Source organism: Streptomyces aurantiaciflavus (assembly GCF_049808595.1).
Lineage (GTDB): Bacteria > Actinomycetota > Actinomycetes > Streptomycetales > Streptomycetaceae > Streptomyces.
In genome coordinates this window covers 187,630-198,800 of sequence record NZ_JBNCAQ010000015.1, presented here as the reverse complement: position 1 = coordinate 198,800, position 11,171 = coordinate 187,630, and the positions used below count along the sequence as shown (strand labels likewise).

The following is an 11,171-nucleotide window of genomic DNA, read 5'->3' as shown; positions in this document are numbered from 1 at the left end:
CCGCGGCGGTGGAACTGGTCCACAACTTCACGCTGCTGCACGACGACGTGATGGACCGGGACACCACCCGCCGGCACCGCCCCACCGCCTGGACCGTGTTCGGCGACGCCGACGCGATCCTCGCCGGCGACGCCCTCCAGGCGCTGGCCCTCGGCCTGCTCGCCGAGGATCCGCATCCGGCGTCCGCAAGGGCCGCCGCCCGGCTCGCGGCCTGCGTGGTCGAGCTGTGCGCCGGCCAGCAGGCGGACACGGCCATGGAGAAACGGGGTCCCGCCGAGGTCACCCTCGACGAGGTGCTCGCCATGGCCGAGGCCAAGACCGGCGCGCTGCTCGGCTGCGCCTGCGCCCTCGGCGGGCTGTACGCCGGGGCGCCCGGGGAGGACGTCGAGGCGCTGGACGCGTTCGGCCGTGAGGCCGGGCTCGCCTTCCAGCTCATCGACGACGTGATCGGCATATGGGGCGACCCGCGGCACACCGGCAAACCGGCCGGCGCCGACCTGGCGGCGCGCAAGAAGTCCCTGCCGGTGGTCGCCGCGCTCACCTCCGGCACTCCGGCCGCCGCGGAACTGGCCGAGCTGTACGCGCTGCCGTACGACCAGGCGGACCTGGAGCGGACCACGCGGGCCGTCGAGCGGGCCGGCGGGCGGGCCTGGGCGCAGGAGCAGGCGGCCGACCGGATGGCCCGCGCGATGTCGGAACTGACCCGGGCGGTCCCGGACCCCGAGTCCGCGGGCGGCCTGCTGTCGCTGGCGGAGTTCGTGACACGGCGCAGCACATGAGCGCCCCGAACGGCGCTGGTAAGACCCCGGGGCCCCTGGGACCGTACGGCTCCTGACTCCGTACGGTCTCCGGGGGCTCCGGCCCGGGGGGGGGGGGCCCCCCCCCCCCCCGGCGGGGGGCCCCCCCCCCCCCCCGCGCCGGGGGGCCCGGCGGGTCCCGCACAACCCCACGATGTGCGGGACCCGCCTCTGCTCCGGCAGGCCGGCGTCCGCGCGCTTTCTCCCCACGCAGTGCCCGCACATGTCTACGCACGCGAGTGGTGACCGGCCTACCCTGGTGACATGGACAGGGAACAGCACGTCTGTCCCGACTGCGGGCAGTCCGTAGATACCGTCGTCCGGCGTCACAAGACGCTGGGCGCCTGGGTTCCGCGCTGGGTCGCGGGCCCGTGCCACAACCCCGAGTGCGAGGCGTACGTCGAGGCCGGCGTCGAGCAGCACGGTCATTCCGAGCACCACGGCCACGCCGAGCACCACGGCCGTCCCGAGCAGCCCGAGCGGCCCGAAGGGGCCGGCACCCCCGCCGCCCCGACCTCGTGACGCCCGGCCCGTGTGGGCTAGCGTGACCCCCATGGCCGAACGGGGTGGGACGGACATGACGCAAGCACGGGGGCGCCGCCGGTTATGGCGGTGGGCCGTGGTCGTGTGGGCGGTGACGGCTGCCGTCGGGGGTGGTCTGACCCTGTGGCTGCAGGACTCCGCCGAGCCCCCGGAAACGCGCGGCCGGTACCAGACGGACGAGTCCCCGGCGCCCTTGCTGGGCGTGGAGGTGGGGGACGTGGAGGACGAGTACACCTGCCCGTCGCAGGAGCCGGGCCGGGACGTCCAGTGCGTGTACGCGACCGCCTACACAACGAACCGCTAGCCGGCGACCGCCGTCGGCAGCCCTCCCGTCTCCGGGTCCCGTCCGGTCAGGCAGTACAGGCCGCCCGCCGGGTCGCGCAGCACGGTCCAGTGGGAGTGGGCGGCGACGAGGGTCGCGCCGAGCCGCTCGTGCCGGGTGCGTACGGCGTCGATGTCCGGGCCGCAGGCCAGGTCCAGGTGGGCGGAGAGCGGGCGGTCCTCGTCCCGCCGCTGGAGGAGGACGCGGATCGGCAGCCCGGGCGGCGGGGCGACGACGTGGAACTCGGGCAGGGAGCCCGGCCGGGACGTCCACTCGGGCAACAGACCGCTCCAGAAGGCGACTTCGGTGTCGTACGCGGTCGGAGGGATGTCCACGCAGACCTGGTCCAGGCGGCTGCCGGAGACCACGGGTGGGCGGAGAGACTCGCCGTGCCAGGGGACCGCGCAGAACAACTGACCGGCGGGGGAGCGCAGGACGGTCCAGCCGTCGTGCGGGGCGACCGTCTCCGCGCCGAGTTCCAGCGCGGCCCGTACGAAACCGGGCACGTCGTCGACGCAGAAGTCCAGATGCGCACCGCCGTTGCCCTCGGTGACTCCCTGCGCCTTCACACACGCGTCGGCGCCTTCCGGGAGCAGGGTGACGAACTCGCCCTTCTCGCCGCGGAGTTCGGACAGGCGTGTGTCCGTGACGGCGGTCCAGAACGCGCAGGCCCGCTCGAAGTGCTCGGCGGGCCGGTCGACGAACGCGTACGTCCAGCGGATGCGGATGCTCATGGGGCGATCGTAGGCCGGTCGGCCGGGCGCATCTCCTCCGTTCGCACGCCCCCCGGCCCGCTTCCACGAGGCGTCCGGGCGGGTCTCCCTCACTCGTGCGCGTGTTCCTGGGCCGGGCTTTGCCTGGGGTTGGCCGGGGATTGGCCTGCGCTTGTTTGCATGGGGGAATGGATCACATCACGTTCCTGGTGGCGGTGGTCATCGTCACAGCGCTGGCCTTCGACTTCACCAACGGATTCCACGACACGGCGAACGCGATGGCCACGTCCATCGCCACCGGCGCGCTCAGTCCCAGAACAGCCGTGCTGATCAGCGGTGTTCTGAATGTCGCCGGCGCCTTCCTGTCCACCGAGGTGGCCAAGACCATCTCGGGCGGCATCGTGGACGACGCCCTCGTCACACCCGGGATGATCTTCGCGGGGCTGGTGGGGGCGATTCTCTGGAATTTGCTCACCTGGCTGGTGGGACTGCCGTCGAGTTCGTCGCACGCGCTGTTCGGCGGACTGATCGGGGCCGTGTGGGTGGGCGCCGGGTCCCACGGCGTGCACTTCGACAAGGTGGTCGAGAAGGTGCTGATCCCGGCCGTGGCCTCGCCGTTGGTGGCGGGCGCGGCGGCGCTGATCGCGACCTACTTCGCCTACAAACTGACCGCCCGTGCCCGCGCGACGTCGGTGACCAGGGGCTTCCGGCTCGGGCAGATCGCCTCCGCCTCGCTGGTCTCCCTCGCCCACGGCACCAACGACGCGCAGAAGACCATGGGCGTCATCACGCTCACCCTCATCTCGGCGGGCGCACTCGGCCATGACGCCGGACCGCCGCTGTGGGTCATCGCGTCCGCGGGGCTCGCCATCGGCCTCGGCACCTACCTGGGCGGCTGGCGGATCATCCGCACGATGGGCAAGGGCCTCACGGAGATCCAGTCCCCGCAGGGCTTCGCCGCCGAGACGGCCTCCACGACCGTCATCCTCACCTCCGCCCACCTCGGCTTCGCCCTCTCCACCACCCAGGTCGCCTCCGGCAGCATCCTGGGCGCCGGTCTGGGCCGGCGGCTCGCGCAGGTGCGCTGGGGCGTCGCCGGCCGCATGGTGATCGCCTGGCTGATCACGCTGCCGGCCGCGGCCCTGGCCGGCGGTCTCGCCGCGAGCGCGGTCACGCACGGCGGGGACGTCGGTACGGCGGTCGTCGCCCTGGTCGGCGCCGCGCTCGCCGGCGGCATCGTCCTCGTCTCCCGCCGCAACCCCGTGAGCGCGCACAACGTCAACGACGCCCACGAAGTCACCCTCCGCACCGCGACGCCGACGCCGGTCGGCAAGGCCGCCTGAGAAACCGGGAGTTCACGTCATGCAACTGGACTGGAGCGCTCTCGGCCAGGTCGCCGCGGTGAGCCTCGGCGTCACCGTCGCGGTGGTCGTCGTCTTCTCCCTCGGCGTCCTGGGCCTCGCCCGCGTCGAGGAGACACGGGAGAAGTCCGGCGCCGCCTCCGCCGTGGGCCTCACCCAGGCGGGGCTGTGCTTCCTCGCGTGCGCGGCGGTGGTGGCGTACGGGATCCACCTGATCGTGCCGCAGTTCCACTGAGGACCCTCGACGGGCGGCCCCGGTGCGGGGACGCCGGTCACGCCGTCTCGATCGGGTGTCCTGTACGCGTGCTCGGACCGGCCGCGTCGCTCTGCGCTGCCGCGGCCGGTCCGCCTGCCGGGCCGCGCTGGACGTGCTGCGGCCAGGACGGGCCCCGCTGGACGTGCTGCGGCCGGGACGGGCCCCGCTCGTCGTGAGGCCCGCGGGCACTGTGGGCGTCTTCGCCGCCGGATCCGTTCGGTGATCACCGTTGCGTCCCTGGTGCCCTGGCTCGGTGGGGCGCCGGCGCTGGGCGGCGTCGCGGTGGCGGTGTCCCGGCGCCGGGAGCTGATGGTCCGCTGGTGCGCCTGGGCCGTCGGAGTCCCCCTGGTCACCCGGGCGTTCTGGTGGGGCCGCCCGGGCGCCGCGGCCATCGCCGTCGTGGTCGGGGTGATCGCGGTGCTGGAGTTCGGGCCGTGGGCGGCCCGTCTCGAACTCCCATGCCGGGATGAGTACGCGTACTCACGCCTGAGCGCTCCCCCCGGTCCACCGTGGAGTTCACCAACCCGGCCCGACCCGAAGGAGGAACCTGATGCCGAATGCCTCCCGCCCGCGCCGCCTGCCGCGCCTGCGCCGGCTCCTCGCGCTCGCCACGGACAACTGGCTCGCCCGGGGCTACCTGGCTGTCGTCGCCGCCTCCGTCGTGGTCATGTTCCTCTTCCCGGAGAGCGGCTTCGTCCCGGACCCCCTGATGCTCACGGCACCCCTCTCCTTCCTGAGCGTGGTCCTCCCCTTCGGTCCCGGCACCGAGGGCGGCGGGGCGGTCGAGGTGCTGGCCGTCGGCTTCTGGGCCGTGTGGCTCCTTCTCTGCGCCCTCGTGAACGCCGCCGTGCTCGGCGCCCTGGCCGCGGGGTCCGCGACGGCCGCATCGCCCGGCGCGGGCGAGCGGCGGGGAACGGACATGGCGCCTTCGGCCCGCCCCCGCCTGCGGAGGACTCGGGCCCTGCTGGCGCCCGCGGTGGACAACTGGCTCGCGCGTGGCTATCTCGCCGTGGTCGCGGCGTCGCTGGGGTTCTTCCTGTGCGCCGTCTACCTGTTGCCGGACCCGGGGTTCGCCGGCATCTGGCCGCTCATGGCCACGGCGCCGCTCAGCATCGTCGCCCTTCTGGCTACGTCACCCGCCGAGTGGGCCACCTCGCTCACCTGGCTGAGCCCGCTCGTCTTCTCCGCCGGCGCGGCCCTGTCCGGCCTGTTCAACGCCGTGCTGCTCGGCCTCCTCGCACGCAGGCTGCGGACGCGGGAGCCGCGTCCGGCGGCCTGAGGCAGGCGCACACCGAACCGGCGGAGTCCTCGGGCAAGGGAACGTCCCCTGGCACGGCCCCGATCGGGAGGTCGTCACGACGGGCTTCTCCGGCCCGGGCCGGGCCGACCACCACCCGGCGCGAGGGCTACGCCGTTCTCTGCCGAGAGACGTCAGGAGGTACCGGCGCAGGTGTTCCCCGCGGCGGCGGGGAAGAGGGGTGGGACGGCGGCGACGACGGCGGCACGGCGGGCCGCCGAGGAGGGGGCGGGCGATCCGAGTGTCCGTTCGTCGCCATCCGGACGGCCCGGCCGCCGAGGTCCCCGAGGCTTGGCGGCCGAAAAGACCGCACCCGGACCGTCACGGACGCCGGGTTCGGCGGCCTGCGGGCCGGGTGCGGACAGGGAGACGCTGCAACCAAAGAAAAGCGCAGGTCAGAAGGTAATGAAGAAGGTCAGGCCTTCTTGGTCTCCCAGAAGATCTTGTCGATCTCGGCGATCAGCTGCAGGGCCTTCTCACCGGTCTGCGGGTCCGTCGAGCCCTTGGCGGCCGACAGGGCCTTCAGGGTGTCGTTGACCAGCTGGTGCAGCTGCGGGTACTTCTCGAAGTGCGGGGGCTTGAAGTAGTCGCTCCACAGCACGGAAACGTGGTGCTTCGCGAGCTCGGCGCGCTGCTCCTTGATGACGGTGGCGCGCGCCTGGAAGTGCGGGTCGTCGTTGGCGGCCATCTTCTCCTGCACGGCCTTCACCGACTCCGCCTCGATGCGGGCCTGGGCCGGGTCGTAGACACCGCAGGGCAGGTCGCAGTGCGCGCTGACCTTGACCTTGGGGGCAAACAGGCGGGAAAGCATGGAGCGTTCCTTCCTCGTGATCGTCTTCTCAGGTTGGACATTACTCCCTGCGAGACGGGTTTTCGCGAGTGCCCCCTTGGGCTTAGGACAAAAGTTGGGGGTCAGACTGAGACTGGTGGAGGAACGGACCAGGGGAGGTGCCGGCGATGCCGGAGCTGTCGCGGGAGACCGAACGCGGGAGGGGGGCCGCGCCCTTCGGGCTGGCGGAGGTGACCGGTCCGTCCATGGTGCCCACGCTGCACCACGGGGACCAGCTGGTGGTGAGGTACGGCGCCAGGGTCAGGCCGGGAGACGTGGTCGTGCTGCGGCATCCCTTCCAGCAGGACCTGCTGGTCGTGAAACGGGCCGCGGAGCGCCGTGAGGGCGGCTGGTGGGTCCTCGGGGACAACGCCTACGCCGGCGGCGACAGCACCGACTACGGGACCGTGCCCGACGAGCTGATCCTCGGCACGGTGCGGTTCCGGTACCGGCCGCTGAAGCCGGATCAGCGCTCGCCGCTGGCGGTGCTGCGGTGGGCGCTGTCGGCGGCCAGGCCGGTGCTGGCCGACCGGTCGGCCTCCAGGCGCTTGCGGGCGCGGTAGGCGGCCACGTTGGCACGGGTGGCGCAGCGGTCGGAGCAGTAGCGCCGGGAGCGGTTCGTGGACGTGTCCAGGTAGGCGTTGCGGCACGGGGCCGCCTCGCACAGGCCGAGGCGGTCCACGCCGTATTCCGTGAGGTGGAAGGCCAGGCCCATCGCGGCGATGGCCGCGTAGCCCGCGGTCGCGTTCGACGGGTGGTCGGCCAGGTGCATGTGCCACAGCGGGCGGCCGTCGTCGTCGCGGACGTCGTGGCCGGAGATCTGCGGGCTGACCGGGAACTCCAGGAGGAGCGAGTTCAGCAGGTCCACCGCGAGGGTCTCGTCGCCCGTGTCGGCCGCCTCGAAGACCGCGCGCAGCCGGGCCCGTACCGAGCGGAAGCGGGTCACGTCCGCGTCGGTGGCGCGGCGGGCCGCGGACTGGTTGACGCCGAACAGGTCGCGGACGGCCTCGACCGAGGTCAGCGAGTCCTTGCCCCGCGCCGGGTCCTCGCTGTTGACGAGGCGCACGGCATAGTCCGAGTAATAGGCCAGTTCCACTTGTAGTCCTTACGGTGGCGCTCTAGGGTCGGGGTGCGGGCGGAGTAACGGCCGGTCGTGCTTCCAGGGTATTACGGGACGAATGCGATGGAGGGTCACCATGACGGACGCTCGGACGACCACGATCGGTGCCGACTGGGCGGCGTGGCAGGAGAGCTGGGACCGTCAGCAGGAGTGGTACATGCCCGACCGCGAGGAACGCTTCCGGATCATGCTGGACATGCTCGAGGCGCTCGTCGGCACCGCGCCGCGCGTCCTCGACCTCGCCTGCGGCACCGGCACCATCACTGCCCGGCTCCTCGCCCGCTTCCCCGGCGCCACCAGCACCGGCGTCGACCTCGACCCCGCGCTCCTCGCCATCGCCGAGGGCACCTTCGCGGGCGACGACCGGGTCACCCTCGTCACGGCCGACCTCAAGGACCCCGACTGGCCGGCGAAGCTGCCGTACGACTCGTACGACGCCGTCCTGACCGCCACGGCCCTGCACTGGCTGCACAGCGAACCCCTCGCGGCCCTCTACGGTCAGGTCGCGGAACTCGTCCGCGACGGCGGTGTCTTCATGAACGCGGACCATATGATCGACGACTCGACGCCCCGGATCAACGCGGCCGAGCGCGCGCAGCGCCACGCCCGCATGGATCAGGCCAAGGCCGGGGGCGCCCTCGACTGGGCCGAGTGGTGGCAGCTGGCCGCCGCCGACCCCGTCCTCGCCGAGCCCACCGCCCGCCGCTTCGAGATCTACGGCGAGCACGCCGACGGCGAGATGCCCTCCGCGGCCTGGCACGCGCGCGAGCTGCTCGCGCGGGGCTTCGGCGAGGCGCGGCCCGTGTGGTGCTCGCCCTCCGACACGCTGTTGCTCGCGCTGAAGTGACCCCACCAGGGGGCGGAAAAGGGGCGGTACGGGATCCCCGTACCGCCCCTTCGACGTACTCGCCGTCCGTTACAGCACCTTGGACAGGAACGCCTTCGTCCGCTCGTGCTGCGGGTCCGTCAGGACCTCGCGCGGGTTGCCGGACTCGACGACCACGCCGCCGTCCATGAAGACCAGGCTGTCGCCGACCTCGCGGGCGAAGCCCATCTCGTGGGTGACGACGACCATCGTCATGCCGGACTCGGCCAGGTCGCGCATGACGTCGAGGACGTCGCCGACCAGCTCCGGGTCGAGGGCCGAGGTCGGCTCGTCGAACAGCATCAGCTTCGGGTCCATGGCCAGGGCCCGGGCGATGGCCACGCGCTGCTGCTGGCCGCCGGAGAGCTGCGAGGGGTAGTTCCCGGCCTTGTCGGCCAGGCCCACCCGGTCCAGCAGCTGCATGGCGCGCTCCTTGGCCTCGGCCTTGTTCGCGCCCTTGACCTGCACCGGGGCCTCGATGACGTTCTCCACCGCCGTCATGTGCGGGAAGAGGTTGAACCGCTGGAACACCATGCCGATGTCCCGGCGCTTCAGGGCCACCTCGCTGTCCTTGAGCTCGTACAGCTTGTCGCCCTTCTGGCGGTAGCCGACCAGCTCCCCGTCGACGTACAGGCGGCCGGCGTTGATCTTCTCCAGGTGGTTGATGCACCTGAGGAAGGTCGACTTGCCGGAGCCGGACGGGCCGATGAGGCAGAAGACCTCGCCGGACTGGACCTCGAGATCGATGCCCTTGAGGACCTCGACCGCGCCGAAGGACTTGTGGACGCCCTCGGCCTTCACCATCGCGGTCACGGCCTGACCCCTTCACTCCGCAGCGAAAGCAGGTTCGCCTTGATCTTCTGGAAGACGGTCGGCGGCAGGCTCCGGCTGGAGCCACGCGCGTAGTACCGCTCCAGGTAGTACTGGAACACGCTGAACACGCTGGTCATGACCAGGTACCAGATGGAGGCGACGAAGAGCATCTCCATCACGGCGAACGACGAGGAGCCGATCACCGAGGTCGAGCGCAGCAGCTCGTTGTACGTGACCACGTAGACCAGCGACGAGGTCTTCAGCATGTTGATGAACTCGTTGCCCGTCGGCGGCACGATCACCCGCATCGCCTGCGGGATGACGATCCGGCGCAGCGTCTTGCTGTGGCTCATGCCCAGGGCGTGGGCCGCCTCCGTCTGCCCCTCGTCGACGGCCAGCAGGCCGGCACGGCAGATCTCCGCCATGTACGCGGCCTCGTTCAGGCCGAGGCCGAGCAGCGCGCACATGAACGGCGTCATGACCTGGACCATCTCGTCCTTGTAGATCGGACCGAGGTTCAGGTACTCGAAGATCAGCGACAGGTTGAACCACATCAGCAGCTGGACGTAGACCGGCGTACCCCGGAAGAACCAGATGTACAGCCAGGCGACGCTGCTGGTGACCGGGTTCTTCGACAGCCGCATCACGGCCAGGACGACACCCAGGAGCACGCCGAGCACCATGGCCAGGACGCTGATCAGCAGGGTGCGCCCGGCGCCCTTGATGACGGTCGAGTCGAACAGCTTGCCGCCGACCGTCGACCACTGGATGTCGCCGGTCGCGAACGCGTTGACCAGGAGCGCGAGAAGCGCGACGACCACGACGGCGCTGACCCAGCGGCCGTAGTGGCGCACCGGGATCGCCTTGATGGCCTCCGGCGGGCCGGAGAACGCCGATTCCTTCGCCACCGGCGGCCGGTCCGCCGGTGGCGCGCCCGCAGAGGACTTGTCGAGCTTGTCAGTCATGGGGACTGCCCTTCAGTGGTGCGGGGAGATCACTTGCCGCTGTTGATCGCCGCGGCCTTGATCGCGCCGCTCTGGGCGCCCCACTTCTCCAGCACCTTCTGGTACGAACCGTCCTTGATGATCGCGTCGACGGCCTCCTTCAGGGCGTCGCGCAGCTGGGTGTTCTTCTTGTTGACGACGATGCCGAACGGGGCGGCCTCGTACTGCTCGTCGAGGACCTCGAAGGTGTTGCCGTTGCCGGCCTTGCGGGCCATGTCCACGGCGACCGGGTAGTCGTTGACGCCGGCCACGGCGCCGCCGGACTTCACGCGGGTCTGGGCCTCGGTGTCGTTCTCGAAGGACTCGATCTTGAGGGCCTTCTTGCCGCCGTCCGTGCACTTCTTGGACTGGGCCTTCAGGGCCTCCTCGTACGTGGTGCCCCGCTGCACCGCGACCGTCTGGCCGCAGAGGTCGTCCATGGACTTGATGCCCTTGGGGTTGCCCTTCTTCACGTAGATGGCCGTGCCCGCGGTGAAGTAGTCGACGAAGTCGACGCCCTCGCCGAGCTTCTTGCCGCTGTCGTCCAGGCCCTCCTGGCGCTGCTTGTTGTCCGTGATCGACGACATCGCGATGTCGTAGCGGCCGGTGTTGACCGCCGTGATCAGGGTGTCGAAGCCGCCCGAGGTGAACTTGAACTCGACGCCGAGCTGCTTGCCGAGGGCGGCGGCGATGTCGGGGTCGACGCCGACGATCTTGCCGCCCTCGACGGACTCCATCGGGGCGTACTCGGCGTTGGTGCCGACCTGGATGACGCCCTTGTCCTGGATCTCCTTCGGGAGCTTGGAGAAGAGGGGCGCGGTGCTGGCCTTGTCCGTGCCTTCGGAGGTGCTGCTGCCGCTGCCACTGTCGGTCTGGTCACCGCAGGCGGTGAGCAGCAGGGCGCCCGCGACCGCGAGGGAACCGACCGCGGCTAGCCGGGTGCGCGCGGCGGTGGTACGGCGGGTGGAGCGTGCGGTCATGGTGAGTGCCTCCGGCGGATGGATGGAGATGCCGATGGGTCGACGAGAACACACACCTTCGGGTGTCGCGACCTCGTGTGATTACCGGCATCTTGCCATTCGGACTACGGCAATCAGGGGGCCACCCATGTCAAAATCGGATAACGGGCGACCCCCGAACCGCACCAGTCCGGTACAACACGGCCGGACCAGGCCGCACCATCTGCGGAAATCGGCCCTTCCGGCCGGAAGATCTTCGGTTCATCTCATCATGTGGTCGCTTGTTGTACGGCCCGTGCGCTGACTTGAGTCC

At 71.2% G+C, this 11,171-nt stretch carries 14 protein-coding genes; 8 read left to right on the top strand and 6 right to left on the bottom strand.

The window, feature by feature from the left end; genetic code table 11:
- The 3 genes from ACPT94_RS20345 to ACPT94_RS20335 all read left to right on the top strand — a co-directional run.
- A partial coding sequence (locus ACPT94_RS20345) for a polyprenyl synthetase family protein (RefSeq protein ID WP_425246466.1) occupies positions 1-779 on the top strand: 779 nt, incomplete at its 5' end.
- Positions 780-1,061: 282 nt separating this feature from the next.
- Positions 1,062-1,319 (top strand): hypothetical protein, encoded by a 258-nt coding sequence (locus tag ACPT94_RS20340; RefSeq protein ID WP_360335967.1) that lies wholly within the window; start codon positions 1,062-1,064, stop codon positions 1,317-1,319.
- 112 nt (positions 1,320-1,431) lie between these two features.
- Positions 1,432-1,644 (top strand): hypothetical protein, encoded by a 213-nt coding sequence (locus ACPT94_RS20335; protein ID WP_425246465.1) that lies wholly within the window; start codon positions 1,432-1,434, stop codon positions 1,642-1,644.
- Here the strand turns inward: ACPT94_RS20335 and ACPT94_RS20330 are convergent.
- Positions 1,641-2,390, bottom strand: a complete 750-nt coding sequence (locus ACPT94_RS20330) for a VOC family protein (protein ID WP_360336274.1) — start codon at positions 2,388-2,390, stop codon at positions 1,641-1,643. The two genes, ACPT94_RS20335 and ACPT94_RS20330, sit on opposite strands and share 4 nt — an antisense overlap.
- A 173-nt stretch (positions 2,391-2,563) precedes the next feature.
- Here ACPT94_RS20330 and ACPT94_RS20325 point away from each other — a divergent pair, with 173 nt between their 5' ends.
- The 3 genes from ACPT94_RS20325 (at position 2,564) to ACPT94_RS20315 (ending at position 5,271) form a co-directional block, all read left to right on the top strand.
- Positions 2,564-3,718, top strand: a complete 1,155-nt coding sequence (locus tag ACPT94_RS20325; RefSeq protein ID WP_360335963.1) for an inorganic phosphate transporter — start codon at positions 2,564-2,566, stop codon at positions 3,716-3,718.
- 19 nt (positions 3,719-3,737) lie between these two features.
- Complete coding sequence (locus tag ACPT94_RS20320) at positions 3,738-3,971, top strand: hypothetical protein (protein WP_360335961.1); 234 nt, start codon at positions 3,738-3,740, stop codon at positions 3,969-3,971.
- 571 nt (positions 3,972-4,542) lie between these two features.
- Positions 4,543-5,271 carry an SCO4225 family membrane protein gene (locus tag ACPT94_RS20315; protein WP_360335959.1) on the top strand — a complete coding sequence of 243 codons (729 nt, stop codon included), beginning with the start codon at positions 4,543-4,545 and terminating at the stop codon, positions 5,269-5,271.
- A 433-nt stretch (positions 5,272-5,704) separates the two neighbouring features.
- Here the strand turns inward: ACPT94_RS20315 and sodN are convergent, their stop codons facing one another.
- Positions 5,705-6,100, bottom strand: a complete 396-nt coding sequence (sodN, locus tag ACPT94_RS20310; protein WP_360335957.1) for a superoxide dismutase, Ni — start codon at positions 6,098-6,100, stop codon at positions 5,705-5,707.
- A gap of 146 nt (positions 6,101-6,246) precedes the next feature.
- On the opposite strand from sodN, the gene sodX reads away from it, so the two are divergent.
- Positions 6,247-6,681: a nickel-type superoxide dismutase maturation protease gene (gene sodX, locus ACPT94_RS20305; protein WP_360335955.1), complete on the top strand. Its 435-nt coding sequence runs from the start codon at positions 6,247-6,249 to the stop codon at positions 6,679-6,681.
- Here the strand turns inward: sodX and ACPT94_RS20300 are convergent.
- Positions 6,585-7,214, bottom strand: a complete 630-nt coding sequence (locus ACPT94_RS20300) for a CGNR zinc finger domain-containing protein (protein WP_360335953.1) — start codon at positions 7,212-7,214, stop codon at positions 6,585-6,587. The two genes, sodX and ACPT94_RS20300, sit on opposite strands and share 97 nt — an antisense overlap.
- A gap of 100 nt (positions 7,215-7,314) precedes the next feature.
- Between ACPT94_RS20300 and ACPT94_RS20295 the strand changes: the two genes are divergently transcribed.
- Positions 7,315-8,085 (top strand): methyltransferase, encoded by a 771-nt coding sequence (locus ACPT94_RS20295; protein WP_360335951.1) that lies wholly within the window; start codon positions 7,315-7,317, stop codon positions 8,083-8,085.
- 69 nt (positions 8,086-8,154) lie between these two features.
- On the opposite strand, the gene ACPT94_RS20290 is transcribed toward ACPT94_RS20295, so the two are convergent.
- Genes ACPT94_RS20290 through ACPT94_RS20280 form a run of 3 tightly spaced genes read right to left on the bottom strand, consistent with a single transcriptional unit; the run spans position 8,155 to position 10,879 of the window.
- Positions 8,155-8,916 (bottom strand): amino acid ABC transporter ATP-binding protein, encoded by a 762-nt coding sequence (locus ACPT94_RS20290; RefSeq protein ID WP_360335949.1) that lies wholly within the window; start codon positions 8,914-8,916, stop codon positions 8,155-8,157.
- The gene (locus ACPT94_RS20285) at positions 8,913-9,881 is read right to left on the bottom strand and encodes an amino acid ABC transporter permease (RefSeq protein ID WP_425246464.1); all 969 of its coding nucleotides are present in this window, start codon (positions 9,879-9,881) and stop codon (positions 8,913-8,915) included. The genes ACPT94_RS20290 and ACPT94_RS20285 overlap by 4 nt, the downstream gene beginning before the upstream one ends.
- A gap of 29 nt (positions 9,882-9,910) precedes the next feature.
- Positions 9,911-10,879 carry an ABC transporter substrate-binding protein gene (locus tag ACPT94_RS20280; protein WP_360335945.1) on the bottom strand — a complete coding sequence of 323 codons (969 nt, stop codon included), beginning with the start codon at positions 10,877-10,879 and terminating at the stop codon, positions 9,911-9,913.
- Positions 10,880-11,171: the final 292 nt, after the last annotated feature.